Below are 23,005 nucleotides of genomic sequence, written 5' to 3'. Positions count from 1 at the left end.
TTATTTGACACAGCGGAGGTACCGACAATATGCTTGCATACTTTCTGGCGTTAGCGGTCGGTCTAGGCAGCTTCAGTATTTACATGGCGGCCTTCTTTTTTCCAGAAGTACACCGCAAAAGTGATTTTACCTGGAGCGGGGTAGGGCTTTTTTATGCGTTAATTTTATGGGCTTGTGCGGGACGAATTACTGGTGCTCTCCTGCTTGGTCAAATGGCGGGCGTGGCGATGTTGGGCTGGTTTGCCTGGGAAACTCTGACTTTGCGCCGGCAGGTGACACCGGTTGCTGAGCAAACGCCGATTCCTCAGTCGGCGAATTTGGCTGCAGGAGGCGTGCCGTTTGCTGGCTTGTTTGCCAAGAAAAAAGAACCCGCAGCAGCGAAAAAACCTAAGTTTGTTCGATCGCCCAAACCGAAAACTGATGTGGTTCCAGCACCCACTCTGGATAAGGGCGAGGTAAAGCTAGAGGAACAACCGGCGATTCCCCCCATAGTTGAAAGTATTGCTGAAAGTGCGATCGCCCCAGACTTGAAAATTCCCGACTCGAAACCACCTGCAATTGCAGAAATACCAGTGTTTTCAGTCGAAACTCCTGCTGCTGAGACTTCACCAACACCAGCAGAATTAGCCAGCAGCTTCACTCCTCTACCTCTACCTCTAGAAATTTCAGAAATAGCGGTTGCACCAAGTGTGGAGCCAGCAGAGGCTCAGCCAGAACCTCCACTGCAGCCAGAAGCCGATGATTTTGACGAGGAAACAGAATGGAGGACAGCCGTTAAAGAGTCGCAGGCGGCAGCAGCGGCGGTGGCTCCAACTCCTCCTAAACCAGCTAAAAAATCCGGCGGTTTCGCAAGTCTGTTCGGCAATATCAAAAATAGTCTCGGCGGTATGTTGGGAAGAGGTGTGGCTAAAAACAAGTCTGATGCAACTCCCCAGACGCCAAAACCCTCAGTGACTCCAGAATCGATCGTACCTGAATCTAAAATAACGGCAACTCCTGCACCGGGTATCGACCAAATTCTCGAATCCGAATTAGCCCAGGCGGCTGCGGAAGTGGCAGCCGAAACCAGCAACACTGCTGTCGAAACCAGCCTTGGAGTGCCTTTTCCCACCAATGTTGAAGCAATGGCCGCGTTGATGGCCACAGAAACCGCGAGTTCTGACAAAATAGGGGAAACTCCGATCGAAGATCGATCGTCCGCTGAAATTCAGACACCGCTGGCAGCAGTTGGCGAACCAGAAGCAGCAGCCCCTGCTGTATCTCTGGAAACCGAGACACCGCTGGCTGCAGTTGATGAACCGGAAGCAGCAGCAGGCGAACCGGAAGCAGAAGCCCCTGCAGCATCGATAGAAATGACTGTGGTGGAAATGGCAGCGCCTGTAGAGATAGAAATACCGGGAGAACCTGGGTTGAGCGTGCAGGTGGAAACGGTTTCAGTATCAGTGATCTCGATCGAATCAACAGGTGAAGAACTCTCTTCTGAGGCAGAACAAACTGAATTGAGTCCCCCGAATCCCCCCGATCCGAATCTAGTCGAAACTGCTAAACCGGCCACTGAATCCAAGTCTGAGAAACTATCCGACGAAGATAAGCCGTCATCTTAAGGCAGAAAACAAAAGGTAGAAACCAGAATTTTTTTAGATTCTGCCTTCTGCCTTCTGCCTTCTTACTTTTTACTTTTTACTTTTTACTTTTTACTTTTTACTTTTTACTTCTTCCTGACATCCGTTACATCCGTTACATCCGTTATATCCGTTACATCCGTTACAGAATCCGTTGCCGAACTTCCTTCTTCCCTCTCTCTTAATATTATGAAAGCAATTATGGTCGTGGGAACAACATCTCACGCAGGAAAATCTTTACTCGTGGCAGCTTTGTGTCGAATCTTTGCTCGGCGAGGCTGGCGGGTAACTCCGTTTAAAGGTCAGAATATGGCGCTGAATTCCTATGTCACAGCGGCGGGCGGAGAAATTGGTTACGCTCAAGCAGTGCAAGCTTGGGCTGCGGGCGTCGCACCTTGGGTAGAAATGAATCCGATTTTGCTCAAGCCGCAAGGAGACATGACTTCTCAATTGATTGTCAAGGGTCGGGCGATCGCCAATGTGCGAGCATCTCAATATTACGAGCAGTATTTCGATATCGGCTGGCAAGCTATTCGGGAATCTTTAGAATTTCTCAAGCAAGAATTTGACATGATTGTGTGTGAGGGAGCCGGTAGCCCTGCTGAGATTAATCTCAAACACCGCGATTTAACAAATATGCGGGTAGCTAAACATTTAAAGGCTCGAACTTTGCTAGTAGTTGATATCGATCGCGGCGGTGCTTTTGCTCACATTATCGGTACTTTGGAATTACTCGATCCCGACGAACGAGCTTTAATTAAAGGATTCATTATTAATAAGTTCCGAGGGCAAAAATCGATATTAGATCCGGGCCTGACTTGGCTAGAAGAAAGGACGGGAATCCCGGTAGTTGGGGTGATTCCTTGGATAGACGAAGTGTTTCCCTCAGAAGATTCTCTCGATTTACTCGATCGACGTTCTCCCAATTCTCAAACTGACATCAATATTTCTGTCATCCGCCTGCCCCGAATTTCTAATTTTACCGACTTTGACCCCCTGGAGTCCGAAACTACTGTCACAGTCAAATATGTCAGCCCAAAAGACCATCTAGGCCATCCAGACGCCGTGATTTTACCAGGGTCTAAAACTACAATTTCCGATTTGCACGTGCTGCGCCAAACAGGTATGGCAAAAGCTATTCAAAATTATTTAGTAGCTGGCGGTACAGTCATGGGAGTTTGTGGTGGCTTTCAGATGCTGGGAGAAAGTATCACGGATAAAGAAGGCGTTGAGGGAGAAAGGGGAGAATTTCCAGGATTGGGATTGCTGCCTTTGAAAACTGCGATGGCACCGAACAAAATTGCCCGCCAACGCATCGTAACATCTAACTATCCTCAACCGGGTTTGCCAGTTTCCGGTTACGAAATTCATCAAGGAAAAACGCAAATCCTAGAGTCAGATTTGACTCAACCGCTATTTGACGATGCTAGTTTAGGCATTGTCAATACTTCTCAATCAATTTGGGGTACATACCTGCACGGCATCTTTGACAACGGAGCTTGGCGGCGAGCTTGGTTAAATCACTTGCGGCAGCAGCGGGGACTCCGCGCCTTGCCTACTGGTATTCCTAATTACAGAGAACACCGAGAAGCTCTGTTAGACTCTCTAGCAGATACAGTGGAAAAGCATTTAGATATCAAGCATATTTTAGGTTAATTAGTTAACAGTTGACAGTTGACAGTTGACAGTTGACAGTTGACAGTTGACTATTAACTATTGTTTGTTAGAGTTGAGGTTCAAATTCAATGACAAAAGTTTGTTTTTTACCTGATAACGTGACAGTTGAAGCTGAACCAGGAGAGCTTTTGCTAGATGTAGCCAAACGTGCAGGGGTTTCTATTCCTACCGGTTGTCTCATGGGTTCTTGTCACGCTTGCGAAGTAGAAATTGATGGCGGAGATACAATTTGTGCTTGTATTTCCGGCATCCCTTCGGGGAAAAAGCAAGTGACAATTAATCTGTATGTTGACCCGACTTGGTAATTGGTCAGTTGTCAGTTGACGGTTGACTGTTGACTGTTAACTGTGGACTGACAACTGACAACTGACAACTGACAACTGACTAATTCTTTTGCCATTCTTGCTGTTTCTTGCGAGCAGATTGCAGCCATTTTTGGGATTCGGGATACACAGTTGTACCGGGTTTGACGGATTCTAATTGATTGATAATTTGTTGCAACTGGCTGAGGGAGTAATCGGGATTTTGAGAATTCACATTATTTTGCAAGTTGGCAAACAAGCTTTTAGCTGCTTGCAAAGCTTTTACAGAATCTTTTTCTGCTTCCAGTCTAATCTGGGTAGTTCCTAAATCTTGTTGATATTTAGCGAGTTTGGTTTGAGCGTCGAGATACCCAGGGTTATCGACAGAAATCAATTTCAGTCTGTTAATAGCTTCTTGCCACAATTGTGCTATTTGCTCCCACTGTGCGGCGGGATGGGGAGGTTTTTGGGAGGCGACGGCGGCGGAGAGAGCAAATTCTTTGGCAGCTTCAATTAAGTTGTCAGCCTGCACAGAACCGGTGGCGACGCCGCCCATTGCTTGAAAGTCTCTTTCTGCTGCTTTGAGTGTTTTCTTAGCCGTTTCTCCTGCAAGGGTTTCGGCGGGAATTTGATTGAGTTGGTCGATCGCACTTTGCCAATTTACCGTCGCTTTTTGTCTATCCGCAGCAGTTTTGGCTTGCTGATACTCCTGTTTCGCCGCGTTGAGAGTTTGTTCGACTTGATTTAACTGAGTAAAAGCATTTTTTTGCTGGAAAATCTGAGCCTCCATCCGCCCCACATTTTTGCGGGCGGCTTGAAATTCATCGACTGTAAACCGCCAACTGCAGCCAAAAAAATTGCAGTAAGTTTGTGGGTAATAGCCGAGGAACCACACCGGCAAGGCGTCGAGGTGTTTTTGCGCCTCTTTTGCTTTAATTTCGCCCAAGTCAAAATCAGCGACAGCCGTGGCTTTATTCACCAGTTGATCGGATTGTTCCACAAGGGCGATCGCCTGCCGGTAATTATGATCCATACTCATAAAACTCGGCAGCAATAATATCGGCATTGTTTTCGCCACGGGCCAGCGAATCATGGGAAAAGGTAGGTTAATCAGCCAAATTATCCCCGCAGCACTTCCCAGCAAACTCCCAGCAAAGATGATTTTACCGAACAATCCGGGCGGGCGGTTGGCTTTGACGGCAGCTTTGAGAGCTTGTTCGCTGAAGTTGGGAAATTCGTCTTTGAAGGTATCGCGGATTTCTTCTCTTGAGGCGAAAGTGCCGTTTTGCAAGCGCAACTTCTCCAACCGCTTGATTACCATCCGTCGGTAGACATCACCCGCTAGACTATCAGCCGCCGCGCACTTGTCAACTTCTGCCCGCAAAATTTCAAAAGCTCGATCGGTAAGACGCGCCATAAAACTCACCTATTCCCTTTTAATTATTTTACAGGTTCCCGTGTAAATAATTGTTAAAATATATAAAGCCCACATCAAATATCCGAATTAATTTCATGCCCACTGCTTTAATCACTGGTGCTTCTGGTGGAATTGGTGCAGCCTTTGCCGCCGAATTAGCGAAACGCCAGCACAATCTAATCTTGGTAGCTCGTTCCGAAGACAAATTGCAACAGTTAGCTGCTAAACTGCAACAGGAATTCAATATTTTAGTCGAAATTATCGTTCAAGATTTGACCGCAGCCGGAGCCACAAATGCTGTATTTGACGCGGTTGTTAAAAAAGGTTGGACGGTTGATTTGTTGGTGAACAATGCGGGTTTTGGCGATTACGGTGCTTTTGCCGATCGCCCGCTTGCGAAACAGCTAACAATGGTGCAACTAAATATTGTAGCATTAGTTGAACTCTCGCACTTATTTTTGCAGGGAATGCGGCAGCGAAAAGCAGGAAGTATCATCAATGTTGCCTCCATCGCAGCTTTTCAACCGATGCCGTACTTGTCAATGTATGCAGGTACTAAAGCCTTTGTTTTGAGTTTCAGCGAGGCACTGTGGGCGGAAAACAAAGATTTAGGAATTGGCGTTTTGTGCCTTTGTCCAGGGCCGACAGAATCGGACTTTTTTGCAGTAGCTGAATTCCCGAAAGCTATGGCATCCAGCAGCGGGCAAAAACTCGTTCCCGCTGCGGAAGTAGTGCGAGATGCTTTGAAAGCTTTAGACAAAAATGAGTCTAATGTTGTGACAGGGGGAATTCCCAATCAAATCATCGCCAATATGCCTCGATTGATGCCGCGAGAACTCTTGGTGAAGTCGGTAGAAAAGGTGTTTCGGGCGAAAGAGTAATTACGAAGGAAGTAGTCTACGGGATTTAACGGACTTAAACGATGTGAGTTATAGGAAAGTTCGGCAAAAAATTGTGGACGAGATTTAACCCATTTAGCAGAGATCAGGAAAAAGTAACAGGGAAAAGAATTCCCAATTCCCAATTCCCAATGACTATTTCCGAGAATTACAAATATCGAGTTAACTGGACTCGATAGCGTTCCTTCTTAGTAACAGCAACTTCCCCAATTTCCAATCTTCCCTTGCCCGTAACAGCAATTAAATCTCCCGACTTGACATTATAACTAGCTTGAGTAACGTCTTTCCAGTTAACTCGCACATCACCGCTGCCAATTAAATCTGCCATTTTGCTGCGAGACATTGCGAATCCAGCCGAGGCGACAGCATCCAATCTCATGGATGCTTCAACGGTTGTCATTTCTTTCTTTTTGGGTTCTCTAATTTTGAGTTCGCTCAACTCAATGCGCCGCGTTTGTACAGGAACCGATCGCACTTGCTGCAAACTCATCTCCAAATACTCTACCATCTCCGGCATGACAATGGCTTGCGCGCCGCGTTCACCCAAAACAATCACATCGCCAGTTTTCTCGCGGACAATTCCCGTACCCAACATCGCCCCCAAAAAGTCGCGGTGAGAAGCTGTATCGAACAAAAAATTGCCAGCGATTTCTACCGCAGCAACGTTAACGCTAGCAGAGTCGATCGGGATATCCGATCGCGCGATCGCAATTCTTTGTCTTTCAGCTTGCGGGTAGCCGCCCCAAGCCACTAATTCCACGTCTGTTAAGCGCTTAAATACCGTCAGAGTGTCCGCCAATTCTGGAGGCGACAGAAAATCCGTCTGAGTAACTTCCCAAGTTTTAATTGCTTGTTCCGCTTGGTCGATCGCCCGCGCCACACATTCGCGGTTTTCGATGCCTTTTAACAGTTCTTCTCTTTGTAACATCAGTCAATTTTAGATTCTAATTTGAAATTGCCAAAGCTTGCTGTAACTAAAAAGTCTACTTTTTTAACAGTCGCACTAATTTAATTATAGTCTAAAATCATCAAATAACGCTCCTATGATTTTAGTTGCTGGTAAAGCTGATATGATGAGCACGATTATTGTACCAAATCTATGAAGTCTTCGAGTTAAAGTTTTTGCAAGAGCTCGATCGAGTAGGGCAGCAAAATTGTCCACCCAACTACTTATTCTTCTTCACCCGCAAATACAGTTCTTCCATCGCCTCAATAAACGAACCATCCTTGTGCCAAAACTGTGGAAAATCTCCCTGTTTCTTCACAACGATCGCACTTACCCCACTTGGCGCTGCCACCTCAATCGTCTGCGGTAATCGCTTCGCACCATGCCAAAACTCTTTCAGGCTGACCGTTTGCGCCTCACTGGCGATCGCCTGCGTGTAATAGGAATCCACCGCCACAGGGGCCGCTGCATCAGCCGTCAACTCTGCAGAAAGCGCCAAGCCCAAAGGCGTTTTTGCTAATTCGCGGTGCAGCACTTCCTTAGAAAGCCCCCGTAATTCAAACAGTAAAAATGGATCTTTGTCCAATTCGGCCGCCACCAAATAATAAACTCCGGCAATATGTTTGCAGGGATTGCTATAGTCTGGGCAAGAGCAAGTGGTTTTAAAGTCCTCACGGCTGCTGGGTAAAAGGTGCAATCCGAGGGGTGCAAAAGCATTTTCAATGTTGTCAGGCATTTCGTTGAGCAGCAGCCGAGAGATGAAGCTGGCTTTTGATGCCATTTGGGCGATCGCCACTTTCCACTTTGCCTGACTAATCGGCTCAAACTCAATTTTAGTTTTGTACAGAGGCTCCTTATAAACCCCAAAATAAGGATTAACCGAGCCTCTTACTTCTGCCATCACTAAGCCATCATTAATCTTAAAGCTTTTTACCTTGTCATTCCGTGCATAGGAACGTCCCCGTCCGAGTCGCCCCGAATCTGTAAATCTTTCTAACGCATCGATAAATTTATTACCCCACCAAGTTCGAGTAAATTGTGACATATTTTTTGGTTTCTCCTAATCTAGAACCGCATTTTTATTGAGCCTAATTAATTTCTTAAATGCCTCATTATCCAACTCAGTCAACCACGATTCATCAGCACCAATAATTGACCCTGCCAATTTCTTTTTGTCCTCAATCATTTGGTCAATTTTTTCCTCCAACGTGCCAATTGCCACAAACTTATGCACAAACACATTTTTTTCCTGTCCGATCCGAAACGCCCGATCCGTTGCTTGATCTTCCACAGCCGGATTCCACCAGCGATCGAAATGGAACACGTGATTGGCTTTTGTCAGTGTAATTCCCACACCGCCGGCCTTCAGTGACAGAATAAATACCGAAGGTTCAGACTCTGGATCTTGAAACTCTGAAATCATCCGTTCCCGTTTTTCGCGACTGGTTCCCCCGTGGATGTAGTAAGTGTTGTAATGTAGCGTTTGTTTAATGTATTTTTCCAACGCGCTTCCCAGTTCTGTAAACTGCGTAAATACCAATAAACTTTCGCCTTCTGCTTTGACTTCCTCAATCATCTCGATCAGCCGTTCCAGTTTGTGCGATCGCTCTGGTGTAAACTCACTTTCATCTTGCAAAAACTGGCGCGGATGGTTACAAATTTGCTTCAGCTTCAGCAGTGTCGCCAAAATCATCCCCTTGCGCTTCATCCCTTCCGCCGCGTCAATTTCTTGTTCTACCTCTTTCACAATCGCTTCATAAAGCGAAGCTTGCTCGCGGGTGAGATTGCAGTAGAGCTTTTGCTCAACTTTGTCGGGGAGATCCTGAATAATCGACTTATCGGTTTTCAGACGGCGCAGGATAAAAGGTTCTACTAATTTTTTGAGCGCGGCTGATTGTATGCGACTCCCATGTTTTTGAATCGGTAATTCAAACAACTTCCGAAACTGTGCCTCTTTACCCAAATATCCGGGATTGAGGAAATTAAAAATTGACCATAAATCCAGCAATCGATTTTCCACCGGTGTTCCAGTCAATGCTAGTCGATGGGTAGCGGGTAACTTTAAAATCGCCTTGGTTTGCGCCGCTTTCGGATTTTTAATATTCTGGGCTTCATCAATTACCACGCGATGCCACGCTACGCTGCTCAACAGCTTCTCGTCTTTTCGCACCAAGGTAAAGGAAGTAATCAACATATCACAATCTTGGACGGCGGCTTTGAATGCTTTGGCATCTTGCAAACGTTGAGGGCCGTGGTGAATCAGCGATCGCAATTCTGGAGCAAATTTTTCCATTTCCTTTTGCCAGTTACCAACTACGGATGTGGGCGCAATTAGCAGCGTGGGTAGAACCGAAGGTGCGATCGCTTTTTCTGTCTCTTTTGTAGTAGATAAAACTTCCCGCTCTTGCAATAATCGAGCAATTACCTGCGCCGATTTACCCAAACCCATATCATCGGCAAGACAGCCATTTAATCCCAAACTTTCCAAATAACTCAACCAAGAAACGCCGCGCTTTTGGTAATCCCGTAACTTGCCCTGAAACTTTGCTGGATCTGCAATTAACTCTAACCGACTCTTATCGTTTAGCTTCTCCAACATATCCGATAAAGCCCGATCGCGCTCAACCTCCAACTGTTCGCTGGCTTCTCCTTCTGCCGTCAACTTCATAAAGTCAATCAGGCTTAAATCGGGGTTTTCTTCGCGATGTTTTTGCCAAAAATTTAGCATCTCCTGCATCTTGTCTTTGTCCAGTTCCATCCATTGTCCTCGGAACTGCACCAGCGGTGTTTTGCTATTTACTAACGCCTGCCATTCTTGTTCGCTAACCCGTTCACCCCCGATCGCCAATTCATATTGATATTCCACCAAGGAATCCGCCGAAAACAATCCTTTGCCCTTGATTGCAGCGCTCTTGCTGCCCTTCCCTTTGACTTGCAGGCGAATCTTCGCCCGTTGTCGTCCCTTCGGCGTCCACCAAGCGGGGACAATCACTTTGTATCCGGCATCTTCTAATACCCAAGCGGACTCGCTGAGGAAGGTGAAAGCATCATCTAAGCTGAGGGAAATGTTAACGGGTTTGTCGGTTTCTAGCCCTTGCCAAAGTTGGGGATAAATGCGGGCAGCGTAGCCGAGATTTGTCAGCAAATGTTGCTCAAAGTTGTCTCCGAATTGTGTTTGCAACTGTTTTTGTTGAGTCGATCGCGATCGCCAATAATCCTGCAACGGCATCCGCAAAGATGGGTCTTTTTTCGCAGCCACCTGAAACTCTAAAACCCAAGGCTGTTCGGGGTTTTCGGGGGATTGTAGTTGAAAGCAGAGGGAGAATGAGTCAGCAGATTGATTGCGCGTAATGCGATCGCGCCAGGTTTGCCATTGCCGATATTGTTCAAGGCTTACTCGCGCGATTTTTCGTGTTTGCTTGAGGCAGATTTGAAGTAAAGAATCCGCAATCTTATTTTCAAACGATGCTGGGATGGGGGTTTGAGTGACGATTTCGGCGATCGCACACTCGGAAAAATGCCGCAGCAACCGTTCGCGATCGTAGAACTTTGGTGTATCTTGTAGCTGGATCTTCCGAAAACCGGACACACAAACTAAAGGCATCCATTCAACATAGCGTTGTAAATCAGTTTCGTACTGTGTTGAAACAATTTCCCATCCCGGATAAATCTCAAAGCTGGGTGCAATTTTGGCAGGTGTTTTTGGAGTTTTTGCAGTTGTTTTGGTTTTTGTCTCGCCCGCTTTCTTACGCCCGCGCGTGGCTTTCTCAGCGGGTTCGGATGTTTCGATGGGTGCGATCGCGATCGGAGCAGTTTCTCGATAGCGCAACGCCGGAATATAATGATCTTTCAGAACAATTTGCTTAAAAGTTTGGGTGTAGTGATACCAAAATAGCAAGTCTGAACCAAACTGAACTTCTGCTACATCGTAGAGGGCAAAAAAATGCAGATCGTTCAATACTTTAGTCAAAGTGTGGGTGGCGATGGCCACACAATCAACTTCCCAATACTCCAACTCAAATGTTTCGGGTAACTCTGTCTCTAAATATCGCGCTAGTTCTAAAGATGACAACGGCTGGTTGTCAGCAGTGGGCAGTAAAAAATACCGAGGGACGATCGCGTATTCTCGCCCCATCGCACTTGTATTGCTGACTGCTGACAGTTGAATCCCGGCTTCTTTCGTTAGAAACTCTCTTAACTGTGCCGTCTTCAATTGTCGGGGATGAACCTTAGCAGGCTGTTTTTTCTTTTCAGTAGTTTCAACCCAAATATAAAACGTTCCAGGTTGAATAAAATTCTCTTCTGCTTGAGGAATCCAAGTCCCGTGGAGGATTTTCATAGGTTATACCATCAATTAGCGGGAAAAGATAAGACGGCGGTTGAAAGAGACTGTTGGCGAATTCGCAGGGGGTGTTACCCATCACCTCTGGGAGGCAGTATTTCCGTTCACTATTGGTAGTTAATGGCTATATGGTCAATTTGAAATTTAGTCTAGAACCACTATTTTTAGGGGTGAGAGGTGAAGCCCTTTATTGATTCGCCAACAGTCTCTAATAATAGACTTTTTGCAAAAGTCCTTTTAAGCAAATTTTCGGACGGGCAAGATGCCCATCCCACAAGAGAAAAAACTTTTTGTGGGATGGGCATCTTGCCCGTCCCAGCTATTTTTGCAAGAGGTCTAATCAATCCTCCACTAGCAGTCCGTTCAAATCTTAAATCCCGGTTGTCAATACACAACTGAAAAAACTGCTCGTCTGTTAATTCGAGGGTTAATTCTAGGGGAGAATCTAGGGGGATAGTTTGTGATTCCATAACTGCCTCCAAATATTACACGAGTTGAATGTCAACAGTTAACAGTTAACCGTCAACTGTTAACAAACAAATAACTAAGTCTCTGTATAACCTTGGATATTTTCCGGTTTAAACTGCTGCAAAATCTTCGCAGCTTTCCCAGTCAAATCATCAGTACCCTTAACGGCAATCAAAAATTTACCCGCATTCAAACGGTTGCGGTAGGGCAAAGCATCGCCGCTACCAAAAGCCATACCGCCCGCGCCTCCAACAAACACACTGCCCATTGCAGCGGCGATCGCACCGAGTACACCACCGATCGCATGATCGCCAATTTCTCCCGCCCAGGCAAAAGTCTTCAACTCAGTAATCAAGCTGAAAGTAACGCCAGCAATAAAGCCAAAGGGAATCAGCCAAATAGCCATGAGTTTAGCTTGTTTCTTCGCTTGCTGGTTCGGGTCGATCAAGCCAAATTCATCAGCAGTTTTGTAGCCGCGGCCCAAAATACTCACTTGCTTCATAGGCAAGCCTTCTTTTTCCAGAGCACAGTAGGCAGCTTCGGCTTGAATTCGATCGGGCAGTACGGCGATAAGATAATTCATTAGAAAACAATTCCTGATAGTTAGGCTGGAATAGCCAAAGTCTATTATAGACCGAAAAGACATACTAGCTAAGCACTTGAGGGATTTTCAGACGGTCAGAGAGTCCGATCGCCCGCAAAGCTAAAATATTTCACGCAAAAAACGGCCGACCTTGACCGAATACAGATACAATTCAAACTGCACAAAGGCAAGCTTGAGCTGAGCTGTTAGATACTGCTCTAAGTGTAAGTCTCAACTTTGAGCTCGCCAACGCTCGGTCTATTTTTACTATTGCACTCAATTGCTTGCTATGCCTAAAGTTCTAGTATCCGATCCGATCGACCAAGCCGGAATTGACATCCTCTCCCAAGTCGCGCAAGTTGACGTAAACACAGGACTCTCAGCCGAACAACTGGTAAAAATTATTCCAGATTACGACGCTTTAATGATCCGTTCTGGCACCCAAGTTACCAAAGAAATCATAGAAGCCGGGAATTCACTCAAAATTATCGGCAGAGCCGGCGTCGGCGTAGATAATGTCGATGTACCCGCCGCTACCCGCAAAGGAATTGTAGTCGTCAATTCCCCCGAAGGCAACACGATCGCCGCCGCCGAACACGCGCTTGCCATGATGCTCTCGATGTCTCGCCACATCCCGGAAGCTAACGAATCCGTCAAAGGGGGTAAATGGGAACGCAACCGCTTTCTCGGCGTAGAAGTTTACAAAAAAACCCTCGGCATCGTCGGTTTGGGCAAAATCGGCTCCCACCTCGCCGCCGCAGCCAAAGCAATGGGCATGAAACTGCTGGCCTACGACCCCTTCATTTCGACCGAAAGAGCCGACCAGTTGGGCTGCCGCTTGGTAGAACTCGAACTGCTGATGCGCGAATCCGACTACATCACCCTGCACATCCCCAAAACGCCGGAAACCCTGCACTTAATTAACGCTGAAGTGCTGTCGAAAATGAAGCCCACGGCCCGCATCATAAACTGCGCCAGAGGTGGCATCATCGACGAAGCAGCCCTCGCAGAAGCCATCAAAGAAGGCAAGATCGCCGGCGCAGCTTTGGACGTTTACGAACACGAACCGCTGGAAGCTGATTCCCCGTTGCGGAGTGTCGGCCAGAACATCGTGCTGACGCCCCACTTGGGAGCATCCACAGCGGAAGCTCAGGTAAATGTGGCGATCGACGTTGCTGAACAAATCCGCGATGTACTGTTGGGGCTGCCCGCGCGATCGGCTGTCAACATACCAGGAATTTACCCAGACTCGATCGAAAAACTCAAACCCTACTTGCAACTCGCCGAAACCCTCGGCAACCTCGTCAGCCAGCTAGCCGGAGGCCGAGTCGATTACCTCAACGTTCAACTGCAAGGCGAATTGGCCAGCAACCAAAGCCAGCCCGTAGTCGTTGCCGCCCTCAAAGGCCTGCTCTCCCAAGCCCTGCGAGAGCGCGTTAACTACGTCAACGCCAGCATCGAAGCAAAAGAACGCGGAATTCGCGTCGTCGAAACCAGAGACGCCTCAATTCGCGACTACACCGGCTCCCTGCACCTCTCGGCCAAGGGAACTCTCGGCGAACACACCGTGACAGGTGCAGTGCTCGGCGAAAGCGAAATTCGGATTACCAGCGTTGACGATTTCCCCGTCAACGTTTCCCCCACTCACCATATGCTGTTTACCTTGCACCGCGATATGCCGGGGATTATTGGCAAAATTGGTTCCCAATTGGGCAGTTTTAATGTCAATATTGCCAGTATGCAGGTAGGCCGTAAAATCGTGCGAGGCGATGCGGTGATGGTTTTGAGCCTTGATGACCCTCTACCAGAGGGGATACTGGCCGAGATCCTAAAAGTTCCGGGAATTCGGGATGCTTACACGGTAAATCTTTGACGGATTTGGGAGTTTAGATTTTGGATGCCAGGGCTGATAATTGGTAATGGGTAATTGATCATTGGTAATTAGCCTGAAAGCGGGAATTTTTCTATTAGCCAATCCTCCTTCCTCACTCTCCAGTTCCCAGTCTCCAGTTCCCCTGGGCCAATCTAAAATCTAAAATCTAAAATCTAAAATTGTATGGCACATAGCTGGTGGGAAATTAGAATTCTTTGCGATCCGGCGCTGGAAGATATCATCTTTTGGCGTCTGGAACGATTTAACTGTCAGGGAACTGCTACTGAGCTCAAAAGCAATTCCTGCCTGATGTCGGCTTATTTGCCCGAAGAACAGGCAGGATTGCTGGATTTGGCCGCTCTGTCTCTGTGGCTGCGCCAAGATGCTCTGTGTGCAGGTTTGCCCCTACCTGCGATGCAGTGGGATTTGATTGAAGATGAGGACTGGGGCAGCACTTGGAAGGAGCACTGGCAACCTCAAGAAGTGGGCGATCGCTTTTTAATTAATCCGGCCTGGCTGCCCTTACCGACTGATACCGATCGCGTTATTTTGCGTTTAGATCCGGGTGTGGCTTTCGGTACTGGTGCTCACGCCACTACTCAACTTTGTCTGGAGTCCCTGGAAATGCGGCTCGGTTTTGATGACAAAGAGTGTATCGTTGCTGATATCGGCTGCGGATCGGGTATTTTGTCGATCGGCGCGGTGTTGTTGGGCGCTACAAAAGTTTATGCTTTGGATACTGATCCTTTGGCAGTGCGATCGACTATTAGCAACAGGCTACTCAACCGCGTTAATTCTCAGCAGTTGGTTGCAGAGCTCGGAAGTATCGATCGCTTGAAAGAAATGGTAGATGAGCCGATCGACGGTTTGATCTGCAACATTTTAGCAGAAGTAATCATTGATTTAATCCCGCAGTTCACGGCAATTAGCAAACCAACTACTTGGGCCGTGCTCAGCGGCATTTTGCTCGAACAAGCTAAGCCAATTGCTGACACTCTCGAACAGCACGGCTGGATTGTGGCTACTCTGTGGAAGCGCCAAGATTGGTGTTGTTTTAATATTCGGCGTAGTTAACAATATGGTAATTGCTAATTCCTAACTGCTAATTGGTAATTTTGAGTTCATGTTTCATCTTTGGGAAGTGAATTTAAATAAATGTCGCACCTGAAAATAAACCGCGCCAGCCCAGTAAAAACCATTCACCAAAATCAACAACGTTTTTCCAGTATAAGAATTAACAAAACCAAAAACGCGGTAAGTTGAGATCAGCACTAACAACATTTCCACTAGAGAAACAATTGACCCATAGTGCTTCCTATCCCAATAAGAAAACGGACTGATAAAACGGTAATTGCTGAACGGAAAAAAGTGCCGGTGAGCGTCGTCATTGTGGACAGGCAAATCTCCCATAGAGTGTAGTATCATGCTGACAAACAGAATTTGCACACTTTGCCAGCCAAAGTAATAAGCAATTAGCAAACCAATAACCGCAAGGGGAATTGAATGGAACAGAGCCACAATATCTTGCACAAAAGGCTCATAATATGCTTTTGACCAAATTGTAGCTGCGGGCAAGCGAGCAATGTATTTCGCCCAAAAGTAAAATAAAAATATCGGAATATCCGGCAAAATTCCGCCAATGACAATAATGAGATTAGCTTGCGGCAGTTGCGGTTTGCCGAGAATAGCGAGATTGATAATAGCGTGGCTGGGAGTCTTCATAGGTAGGGTTCGTCAACTAGGATTATCTTATTCATGATGAATCAGATATGAGCTGACGCACCCTACGTGTGAGATAATTGGCTCGTGCTACAAGAAAGGTTGCACTCGATCGATCAACTGCGCCGGTTGCAGTACTCCCTCAATGCGATGGACCTCAGCGCCATTTTTGAACAGCACCAAAGTCGGCAAAGCATAAATGTGATACTGCGACGCCAACTGGTCGTACTTATCCGTGTCAATTTTGACAACCATCAGCTTGTCTTTTAATTGACCGCTCACTTGCTCCAAAATCCCTGCCATCATCTGACAAGGCCCGCACCAAGTAGCATAAAAATCTACCAACACCGGCAAGTCAGAGCCCGATAGTATTTCCTCAAAACTGCTGAACTGTTTTTGAACTGCCATAAGACAAAATAATTTTTTTGGTTCTGGCTCGATTTTAGTGCAAAATTCTCTGGTAGATTGCGAGGATACAATTATGGAATTATTACCAGAGACTTTTCAGAGATTGCGGGGTCAAGTTGCTGTCGTGACCGGTGCGTCGCGGGGAATCGGCCGCGCCGTTGCTGTAGCCCTAGCAGCAGAGGGCGCTAAAGTCGCCGTAAACTATGCGAGTTCGAGTGCTGCTGCTGATGAGGTGGTAGCAGAAATAGTCGCTGCTGGAGGAGAAGCTGTGGCACTTGCAGCAGATGTCTCGAAAACTGACCAAGTAGATTTACTCACCAGTAATGTCATGGAAAAATGGGGACGAATTGACATTTTGGTGAACAATGCCGGCATTACTCGCGATACTTTGCTGCTGCGGATGAAGTTGGAAGACTGGCAAGCGGTAATTGATTTGAATTTAACTGGCGTGTTTTTGTGTGCGAAAGCTGCCAGTAAAATCATGCTAAAACAGCGAAGTGGCCGAATTATTAATATTGCTTCGGTTGCTGGACAAATGGGCAATCCGGGACAAGCTAATTACAGTGCGGCGAAAGCTGGGGTAATTGGATTTACTAAAACTGTGGCGAAGGAGTTGGCGAGTCGCGGGATTACTGTGAATGCGGTTGCACCGGGTTTTATCACTACAGATATGACTAAGGATGTCAAGTCTGATGAGATTTTGAAGTATATTCCGCTGGGGAGATATGGGGAAGTTGAGGAAGTTGCGGGGATGGTGAAGTTTTTGGCGGCAGATGCGGCGGCGGCTTATATAACCGGGCAGGTTTTTAATGTGGATGGGGGGATGGTGATGGCTTAGGATTTGGGGATTTTTTTAACCGCAGATACACGCGGATGAACGCGGATATTTGCGGTTAATAATTACTTTAAGGCAGCACGCAACTGACTGAGGACTTTTTTGTATTTGGCAAGGCGTTGAAAATCTGCCTCTGTGGGATTGGCGATGCGACGAATATCAAGGTTATGAGTAACATCAGCGATTTTGACTCGCAGTGCGATGGGGTTGGCAATAACACGTTCTAAATAAGCTGGATAAGCTTCTCCTTCTATTTTGGTAATCGCCTCGATCGCCGAGACGATAACTTCAGGAAAACCTTCGCTGTTAAGTTGCTCAAGTGTAAGTTCAGAATCTTCGACCGCATCGTGTAAAACCGCTACGATTTTATGTTCTATAGAAGTTACATTTTCCATCACAAATAGCGGATGATCGAGATAGGGATTGCCTGCCTTATCAACCTGCCCATCATGAGCTTTTGCTGCGATCGCGATCGCCCGCTGTAGTAATAATTCGTACTCTGAATTCGTATTTGACAACATAGTACAGAAGTTCTCTATTAAAGTTTCAGTCTCCTCGCGGGGAAAACGTTGTGTGGGAGTTTTTATTTTAAATATTCCTGCAACAATTTCCAAGCCATTTGAGTACCTTCACCTGCGTTGACTTTTTCAAACTCTACATCTTTTCTCAAAATTACCAAACCCACACCTTCTTTGATTTCTATTTGATCACAATCGCTAACGATCGCCAAAAAAAGGTGGTTTTTTTGTAAAACTTTTCTATCATTTTGGGTCTTTTGGTGAGTAAAAGTTGCGATAAATTCCATTGTGTAATCATTGATTGTGAGGCAAGTTTCTTCCTCCATTTCTCGCACTGCTGCCTGCTGTGGAATTTCTCCAATGTCCACGCCACCACCAAAAGTAGAAAGCATTCCTTGACTGGCAATACCGGGAATATTATCTCGCAGTTGTGCCCCAATCTGACCGTTGGGAAGCATGAGAAAAATGCGAACTATTGACTGAGGAATATTCATCCGATCGAGGGAATAATACAACTAAAAAAAATTGCTCTAGAGTTTTCTAATTTGACTCCAAATTTGCCTAATCCAATTGTATACCGCAGCATACAAAGCCAACAATTTATTGACAAAACTTTGCCAAATAGAGTTGTCGGTGACTTCAGAAACTTCTTCGGTTTCCACGGGCAGCGGGGGCATCCCGACTACTTCATACAGCGGATATTCGCCACTTTTCCCCGGAATTTGCACGGATACGCACTGATTGACGATCGCCAATTTCTTAATTTCCTGATAAGTCTCCTCGGAAATCAGTAAACTGGTTCCCACTTGCTTATTAGCAGCCTCGATCCGGCTGGCAAAATTCACCGCATCTCCGATCGCCGTAACTGTCTGACTCTTCGATGCCCCCAAATTCCCCACAACCACCCACCCGTAATGTATACCAATTCCAATCCGCAATCGGTGACGGTATAGAGTCTCAAAATAGGGATTGAGTTTCTCTAGTTCCTCCAGCATCTGCACCCCAGCCCTCACCGCTTGTTCCGCTGCCCTGTCTGAATTTTCCAACCCAAACAGCGCCATAAAACCATCTCCCATATAATTATTAATCATCCCGCTGTTGCGGTTGATTGCATAACCCATTTTTTGGAAATAGCGATTTAAAATATAAATTACATCGTAGGGCAATAGCGATTCTGCAAAAGGCGTAAACCCTCGAATATCGGCAAACAAAATTGCAATTTTCTTCTCTTGACCCACAGGAGCAGAAATTGACTTTCCTGCCATTTCGTCGTTAAAGGATTCCAAGTCTTCAGAATCGATCGCCAATCGGCGCAAAATCACCTTGCCGCCCGCAACCTGTGTCTGACAAGCTAGCCTAATTTCCGGTTCTAAACGCAATTTTTGGGCAAGTTCCTCTTCCGGCGAAGTGCGCGGAGAGCAAAATTCCAAACCTTCGACAATCAATACCCGGCAAGTTGAACATCGGGCGCTACCGCCGCAGATGTGGGTGTGGGGAATGTCGGCACGCAGAGAAGCTTCGAGAATTATATCGTCGTCGTCTATCTCGATCGTGCGATCGTCCGGCAGATAGTGAATCTGTGGCATATATGGCGCGTCTAGCTAATTAGCGAGGAATCTCGCGGACATCTGTTATTGCAGCGAACCTGTATGCAAACCCGGTTTCTCGGCATTTTTTCTGTCTCCCCTCCCCTGATTCCTTAACTATAAGTCGCGATCGGCATTTGCTTCTCGTTTCATCAGCTCAACCGCCCAACTGACACCAGTTTAAAAAAAGAATGCAACTCTAGGCAATAGTCCCACTCTTAGCTGATCATTCATTCTCAATTCTAAAATCTAGAATGGTATAACTGAACACTACAATTTTCACCGTGAGATGAAAATACCCCAATTCAAGCTGTGGAGTTAATCTAAAATCTAAAATCTAAAATCTAAAATGGACTGACATAATTCTTAATAAAATTAATCTCCCCCAAAGCCCTATAAATCCGTTATCAAATCTCCTTCAACAGCCATATATTTTTAGAATTTAGGAAAGTTTTGCTGTGCAAACCTTACTTGGCAATAGTTTCAGCTTTTTTGCTCTGTAACAACCAGCTAATTTTGGTGAGATAGAATAGCAGCATCTTTAAAACCAGTATAACCATGACTTCATCAACAGCCTTACAAAACATCGAAAAGCACATTCCCATAGTGGGAGATGTACATATCAAAAGTCCGATCGCCTACGCAGCAACCCGCCTCGCAGTCAGTGGAGTTAACACGGTGCAAATGGCAGTAGCAGAGTCTTACATCAACGGATTAGAAGTCCCAGATTCAGTATTGCGATCGCTTTTTGATACCTGTATGCCCGTCTTTTTTAAGCATTTCCCGTCCCTGCTTGCACCCTACGAATGGGTACTAACAGAAACAGATCACACAGCCGAAGGGTCGCGGGATTTAATGAAGATTCAGTACGACTTACCTCAAGCAATGCTGAATCCGATGTTAGGTGACGGAAAACTCATTTACCCTAAATACAGCATGGGATTATGGGAAAAAGGAGCCGCCAACCTTGAACAAGCGCAAATCCAAATGATTGATGATGTGATTGAGAAGCTAGAAATTCAGGATGGCGACAATATTTTAGACTTTGGCTGCGGTTGGGGTTGCGTTCCCAATTACATTCTTTCCAAATTTCCCAATGTCACTTTTACGGGGATTAACCTCAGCCACCACCAATGCGAGTATATGCGTCAGAAGATGCAATACCCCGAAAGCTACCTTAGTTCAGGTCGATTTACCCTATATGAAGGCGATTTGAACGACGCCAACTTCGAGACAAAATTTGACAAAATTCTCTCCATCGGAGTTTTTGAGCATGTAGGCAATTTAACGAAAGCTTTCCAAAAGCTGGCATCTTTCCTGAAGGATAAAGGCAAAGTTTTCATTCACATCATTACAGTTCGCACCCCCAACAATATATCCAGTGTTTTCACCCACAAATACATTTTCCCCCACGGCCGTTACTGGAAATACGATGCCGTTCCCAGCTACAACAAAGACCTCAAAACCATTAAAAGATGGTATATCAACGGATACAATTACTCCACAACCTTTGCTAACTGGCTAAAAAACTTTGACGATTCTCAGGCAATAGTCAAAGATTTGGACTACGGCATCGACTATGCCAAATTTCGTCGCATCTGGCGGTTTTACTTGATTTGGTTTGTGTCTAATTTCGCGAGTTGCGACGGCGAATATAACGGCAACGGTCAATATTTAATGACTCATGCCTAATCGCTAATCAGTAGACCGAGCTCAAAAAACCTAACACCACGAGCCCCGACTTCTTGGAGAAGTCGGGATTCTCAAGTGCGAGCTACTTATCCGGATAATGAAACCTTTCAACCTAGATTTAGGGCGATCTAGAAGTGTTGCATTCTTTTGAGAAATTTGTCTGAGTTTAAAAAAGTCCGGAATCAGATGATCGATCGGTGAATAAGACTTATATCAAGCATGAGCCTGCACAATACTTTTTAAATTCCATCCTCGATCGGTAGTGATGATATCCGATATTTTACTACAAAAAAAGGGTTGATTTATACAATGGTAGACAATATGAAACCTTCTCTTCCTCAAGACGACCCGAACCCAGAACAGCGCCGCGATTCCTTGAATCGCCAGCAACAAGCTTATCAGTTTGACCATGACAGTTTATCACCTTTGGCATTATTGAAAGATCTGCCACCAGTCGAGAACTTTTCGAGCAAGTATATTGGAGAGCGGATACTAGCAACATCGGAACTTCCCGGAAATATGCTGGCGGCCGATTCGAGAAGTTTTCTCGATCCTCTCGATGAGCTCCAAGACTATGAAGATTTCTTTACTCTGCTGCCGCTACCTGCTGTTGCCAAAATCTACCAAACCGATCGCTCTTTTGCAGAACAGCGCCTGTCTGGAGCAAATCCGATGGTGCTTCGTTTGTTAGATGCCGGAGATCATCGGGCGCAAACACTGGCACAAATTTCCAGCTTTCACCCATTATTCGATCTGGGTCAAGAGTTGCAACAAAAAAACATTTACATTGCCGATTATACGGGTAGCGACCAACACTATCGCGCGCCTTCAAAAATTGGAGGTGGCAGCTATGAAAAAGGCAGAAAATTCTTGCCAAAACCGCGAGCTTTTTTCGCTTGGCGGTGGACGGGAATCCGCGATCGCGGTGAACTGGTGCCGATCGCCATTCAACTAGATCCGACGCCAAATAGCCATCTTTACACCCCGTTCGATCCTCCTGTGGATTGGCTGTTTGCGAAACTCTGCGTGCAAGTAGCAGATGCCAATCACCACGAAATGAGTTCGCATTTAGGTCGAACTCATTTGGTGATGGAACCAATCGCGATCGTCACCGCCCGACAGTTGGCTAAAAATCATCCCCTTAGCCTGCTGCTGAAACCGCACTTTCGGTTTATGTTGACTAACAACGAGCTGGCACGTTCTTATTTGATCGCTCCGGGCGGGCCAGTCGATGACTTGCTAAGCGGTAGCTTGCCAGAGACAATGGAAATAGCTAGAGAGGCTTGCAGTAACTGGAGTCTGGATCAATTTGCCTTCCCAACCGAACTGAAAAATAGGGGCATGGACGATCCAAATCAACTGCCTCACTATCCTTACCGAGATGATGGATTGCTGCTGTGGAATGCAATTGAAACCTTTGTATCAGGCTATCTCAAATTCTTTTACCCGACAAATGAAGCACCCGTCCAAGATGTGGAACTGCAAACTTGGGCCCAAGAATTAGCCTCGAATGAGGGCGGTAAAGTCAAAGGAATGCCCAGCAAAATCGACACAGTTGAACAATTAATTAAAATTGTCACAACCATAATTTTTACCTGCGGCCCGCAGCATTCAGCAGTCAATTTTCCCCAGTATGAATACATGAGTTTTGCTGCCAATATGCCTTTGGCAGCATACCGGGACATTCCCAAAATTAATGCTTCTGGGACTCTCGAAGTGATTACGGAAAAGGACATTTTACGCTTGCTTCCTCCGTACAAGCGAGCGGCTGAACAACTGAAAATTATGTTTATTTTGTCAGCTTATCGATATGACCGTTTAGGTTATTACGATAAATCTTTCCAAGAACTCTACCGGATGAGCTTCGATGAAGTTTTTGAGGGAACGCCGATCGCATTTTTAGCCAGACAGTTCCAGCAAAATTTGAATATGGCAGAACAAAGGATTGATGCCAACAATCAAAAACGAGTAATCCCTTATTTTGCTCTCAAGCCTTCGTTGGTACTCAATAGCATCAGTATGTAAAATTGTATTTTTTGGGGCGGGCGAGACGCCCACCCCACAAGAAAATTCATTCTTTGTGGAACAGGCCCAAAAGCCTGTTCTTCAGCATGGTTC

19 protein-coding genes and 1 pseudogene are annotated in these 23,005 nt (G+C 46.1%); 9 read left to right on the top strand and 11 right to left on the bottom strand.

Translation table 11 applies throughout. The features are described from left to right. The first annotated feature begins 29 nt into the window (after nucleotides 1-29). The 3 genes from Q5691_RS03355 to Q5691_RS03345 all read left to right on the top strand — a co-directional run bounded on the left by Q5691_RS03355 (nucleotide 30) and on the right by Q5691_RS03345 (nucleotide 3,604). A complete protein-coding gene (locus Q5691_RS03355; protein ID WP_333343905.1) occupies nucleotides 30-1,604 on the top strand; it encodes a Ycf66 family protein in 1,575 nt (524 codons plus the stop codon). A gap of 207 nt (nucleotides 1,605-1,811) precedes the next feature. Then, nucleotides 1,812-3,278, top strand: coding sequence for a cobyric acid synthase CobQ (cobQ, locus tag Q5691_RS03350; protein WP_333211873.1), 1,467 nt, complete (start codon nucleotides 1,812-1,814; stop codon nucleotides 3,276-3,278). Nucleotides 3,279-3,367: 89 nt separating this feature from the next. Continuing rightward, nucleotides 3,368-3,604 carry a 2Fe-2S iron-sulfur cluster-binding protein gene (locus Q5691_RS03345; protein WP_006634188.1) on the top strand — a complete coding sequence of 79 codons (237 nt, stop codon included), beginning with the start codon at nucleotides 3,368-3,370 and terminating at the stop codon, nucleotides 3,602-3,604. A gap of 79 nt (nucleotides 3,605-3,683) precedes the next feature. Here Q5691_RS03345 and Q5691_RS03340 read toward each other — a convergent pair whose 3' ends face one another. Then, nucleotides 3,684-5,018, bottom strand: a complete 1,335-nt coding sequence (locus Q5691_RS03340; RefSeq protein WP_333343904.1) for a hypothetical protein — start codon at nucleotides 5,016-5,018, stop codon at nucleotides 3,684-3,686. Nucleotides 5,019-5,113: 95 nt separating this feature from the next. On the opposite strand from Q5691_RS03340, the gene Q5691_RS03335 reads away from it, so the two are divergent. Next, complete coding sequence (locus tag Q5691_RS03335) at nucleotides 5,114-5,899, top strand: SDR family oxidoreductase (RefSeq protein ID WP_333343903.1); 786 nt, start codon at nucleotides 5,114-5,116, stop codon at nucleotides 5,897-5,899. Nucleotides 5,900-6,065: 166 nt separating this feature from the next. Here Q5691_RS03335 and Q5691_RS03330 read toward each other — a convergent pair whose 3' ends face one another. From Q5691_RS03330 to Q5691_RS03310, 5 genes and pseudogenes are all read right to left on the bottom strand, one after another. Beyond that, a complete protein-coding gene (locus tag Q5691_RS03330; RefSeq protein WP_333226951.1) occupies nucleotides 6,066-6,845 on the bottom strand; it encodes a photosystem II S4 domain protein in 780 nt (259 codons plus the stop codon). A 238-nt stretch (nucleotides 6,846-7,083) separates the two neighbouring features. Then, nucleotides 7,084-7,908, bottom strand: coding sequence for an SWIM zinc finger family protein (locus Q5691_RS03325; RefSeq protein WP_333343902.1), 825 nt, complete (start codon nucleotides 7,906-7,908; stop codon nucleotides 7,084-7,086). A gap of 15 nt (nucleotides 7,909-7,923) precedes the next feature. After that, nucleotides 7,924-11,202 carry a DEAD/DEAH box helicase gene (locus Q5691_RS03320; RefSeq protein ID WP_333343901.1) on the bottom strand — a complete coding sequence of 1,093 codons (3,279 nt, stop codon included), beginning with the start codon at nucleotides 11,200-11,202 and terminating at the stop codon, nucleotides 7,924-7,926. A 341-nt stretch (nucleotides 11,203-11,543) separates the two neighbouring features. Further along, a pseudogene (locus tag Q5691_RS03315) lies at nucleotides 11,544-11,675 on the bottom strand (Uma2 family endonuclease); the annotation flags it as partial. A 74-nt stretch (nucleotides 11,676-11,749) separates the two neighbouring features. Beyond that, a complete protein-coding gene (locus Q5691_RS03310) occupies nucleotides 11,750-12,256 on the bottom strand; it encodes a hypothetical protein (RefSeq protein ID WP_333084683.1) in 507 nt (168 codons plus the stop codon). A 289-nt stretch (nucleotides 12,257-12,545) separates the two neighbouring features. Between Q5691_RS03310 and serA the strand changes: the two genes are divergently transcribed. Beyond that, entirely contained in the window at nucleotides 12,546-14,129 is a 1,584-nt protein-coding gene (gene serA / locus Q5691_RS03305) for a phosphoglycerate dehydrogenase (protein ID WP_333211887.1), read from the top strand. Nucleotides 14,130-14,312: 183 nt separating this feature from the next. Continuing rightward, nucleotides 14,313-15,203: a 50S ribosomal protein L11 methyltransferase gene (gene prmA, locus Q5691_RS03300; RefSeq protein ID WP_333211889.1), complete on the top strand. Its 891-nt coding sequence runs from the start codon at nucleotides 14,313-14,315 to the stop codon at nucleotides 15,201-15,203. Nucleotides 15,204-15,257: 54 nt separating this feature from the next. Here the strand turns inward: prmA and Q5691_RS03295 are convergent, their stop codons facing one another. Both Q5691_RS03295 and trxA read right to left on the bottom strand, forming a co-directional pair. Further along, on the bottom strand, nucleotides 15,258-15,851 hold the full coding sequence (locus tag Q5691_RS03295) for a hypothetical protein (RefSeq protein ID WP_333343900.1): 594 nt from the start codon (nucleotides 15,849-15,851) through the stop codon (nucleotides 15,258-15,260). Between the two features lie 87 nt (nucleotides 15,852-15,938). Further along, nucleotides 15,939-16,256 (bottom strand): thioredoxin, encoded by a 318-nt coding sequence (gene trxA / locus Q5691_RS03290; protein WP_333211892.1) that lies wholly within the window; start codon nucleotides 16,254-16,256, stop codon nucleotides 15,939-15,941. A 73-nt stretch (nucleotides 16,257-16,329) separates the two neighbouring features. On the opposite strand from trxA, the gene fabG reads away from it, so the two are divergent. Beyond that, complete coding sequence (gene fabG, locus Q5691_RS03285; protein WP_333343899.1) at nucleotides 16,330-17,094, top strand: 3-oxoacyl-[acyl-carrier-protein] reductase; 765 nt, start codon at nucleotides 16,330-16,332, stop codon at nucleotides 17,092-17,094. Between the two features lie 62 nt (nucleotides 17,095-17,156). Here fabG and Q5691_RS03280 read toward each other — a convergent pair whose 3' ends face one another. The 3 genes from Q5691_RS03280 to Q5691_RS03270 all read right to left on the bottom strand — a co-directional run bounded on the left by Q5691_RS03280 (nucleotide 17,157) and on the right by Q5691_RS03270 (nucleotide 19,195). Continuing rightward, entirely contained in the window at nucleotides 17,157-17,612 is a 456-nt protein-coding gene (locus Q5691_RS03280; RefSeq protein WP_333343898.1) for a GTP pyrophosphokinase, read from the bottom strand. A 62-nt stretch (nucleotides 17,613-17,674) separates the two neighbouring features. Further along, nucleotides 17,675-18,124, bottom strand: coding sequence for an NUDIX domain-containing protein (locus tag Q5691_RS03275; RefSeq protein ID WP_333343897.1), 450 nt, complete (start codon nucleotides 18,122-18,124; stop codon nucleotides 17,675-17,677). Nucleotides 18,125-18,139: 15 nt separating this feature from the next. After that, complete coding sequence (locus Q5691_RS03270; protein ID WP_333311359.1) at nucleotides 18,140-19,195, bottom strand: adenylate/guanylate cyclase domain-containing protein; 1,056 nt, start codon at nucleotides 19,193-19,195, stop codon at nucleotides 18,140-18,142. 558 nt (nucleotides 19,196-19,753) lie between these two features. Between Q5691_RS03270 and Q5691_RS03265 the strand changes: the two genes are divergently transcribed. Both Q5691_RS03265 and Q5691_RS03260 read left to right on the top strand, forming a co-directional pair. Next, the gene (locus tag Q5691_RS03265; protein ID WP_333311358.1) at nucleotides 19,754-20,887 is read left to right on the top strand and encodes a class I SAM-dependent methyltransferase; all 1,134 of its coding nucleotides are present in this window, start codon (nucleotides 19,754-19,756) and stop codon (nucleotides 20,885-20,887) included. A 321-nt stretch (nucleotides 20,888-21,208) separates the two neighbouring features. Continuing rightward, complete coding sequence (locus tag Q5691_RS03260) at nucleotides 21,209-22,912, top strand: lipoxygenase family protein (RefSeq protein WP_333343896.1); 1,704 nt, start codon at nucleotides 21,209-21,211, stop codon at nucleotides 22,910-22,912. Nucleotides 22,913-23,005 lie beyond the last annotated feature (93 nt).

Source organism: Microcoleus sp. w1-18aA5 (genome assembly GCF_036701705.1).
Taxonomy (GTDB): domain Bacteria; phylum Cyanobacteriota; class Cyanobacteriia; order Cyanobacteriales; family Microcoleaceae; genus Microcoleus.
Note: the sequence above shows the minus strand (reverse complement) of the source record. Positions and strands in the feature narration are given on the sequence as shown.

What these genes read in the sequence shown, in the direction of transcription:
- Q5691_RS03355 (WP_333343905.1), top strand. Translation starts at nt 30, where the DNA reads ATGCTTGCATACTTTCTGGCGTTAGCGGTCGGTCTAGGCAGCTTCAGT.
- cobQ (WP_333211873.1), top strand. Translation starts at nt 1,812, where the DNA reads ATGAAAGCAATTATGGTCGTGGGAACAACATCTCACGCAGGAAAATCT.
- Q5691_RS03345 (WP_006634188.1), top strand. Translation starts at nt 3,368, where the DNA reads ATGACAAAAGTTTGTTTTTTACCTGATAACGTGACAGTTGAAGCTGAA.
- Q5691_RS03340 (WP_333343904.1), bottom strand. Translation starts at nt 5,018, where the DNA reads ATGGCGCGTCTTACCGATCGAGCTTTTGAAATTTTGCGGGCAGAAGTT.
- Q5691_RS03335 (WP_333343903.1), top strand. Translation starts at nt 5,114, where the DNA reads ATGCCCACTGCTTTAATCACTGGTGCTTCTGGTGGAATTGGTGCAGCC.
- Q5691_RS03330 (WP_333226951.1), bottom strand. Translation starts at nt 6,845, where the DNA reads ATGTTACAAAGAGAAGAACTGTTAAAAGGCATCGAAAACCGCGAATGT.
- Q5691_RS03325 (WP_333343902.1), bottom strand. Translation starts at nt 7,908, where the DNA reads ATGTCACAATTTACTCGAACTTGGTGGGGTAATAAATTTATCGATGCG.
- Q5691_RS03320 (WP_333343901.1), bottom strand. Translation starts at nt 11,202, where the DNA reads ATGAAAATCCTCCACGGGACTTGGATTCCTCAAGCAGAAGAGAATTTT.
- Q5691_RS03310 (WP_333084683.1), bottom strand. Translation starts at nt 12,256, where the DNA reads ATGAATTATCTTATCGCCGTACTGCCCGATCGAATTCAAGCCGAAGCT.
- serA (WP_333211887.1), top strand. Translation starts at nt 12,546, where the DNA reads ATGCCTAAAGTTCTAGTATCCGATCCGATCGACCAAGCCGGAATTGAC.
- prmA (WP_333211889.1), top strand. Translation starts at nt 14,313, where the DNA reads ATGGCACATAGCTGGTGGGAAATTAGAATTCTTTGCGATCCGGCGCTG.
- Q5691_RS03295 (WP_333343900.1), bottom strand. Translation starts at nt 15,851, where the DNA reads ATGAAGACTCCCAGCCACGCTATTATCAATCTCGCTATTCTCGGCAAA.
- trxA (WP_333211892.1), bottom strand. Translation starts at nt 16,256, where the DNA reads ATGGCAGTTCAAAAACAGTTCAGCAGTTTTGAGGAAATACTATCGGGC.
- fabG (WP_333343899.1), top strand. Translation starts at nt 16,330, where the DNA reads ATGGAATTATTACCAGAGACTTTTCAGAGATTGCGGGGTCAAGTTGCT.
- Q5691_RS03280 (WP_333343898.1), bottom strand. Translation starts at nt 17,612, where the DNA reads ATGTTGTCAAATACGAATTCAGAGTACGAATTATTACTACAGCGGGCG.
- Q5691_RS03270 (WP_333311359.1), bottom strand. Translation starts at nt 19,195, where the DNA reads ATGCCACAGATTCACTATCTGCCGGACGATCGCACGATCGAGATAGAC.
- Q5691_RS03265 (WP_333311358.1), top strand. Translation starts at nt 19,754, where the DNA reads ATGACTTCATCAACAGCCTTACAAAACATCGAAAAGCACATTCCCATA.
- Q5691_RS03260 (WP_333343896.1), top strand. Translation starts at nt 21,209, where the DNA reads ATGAAACCTTCTCTTCCTCAAGACGACCCGAACCCAGAACAGCGCCGC.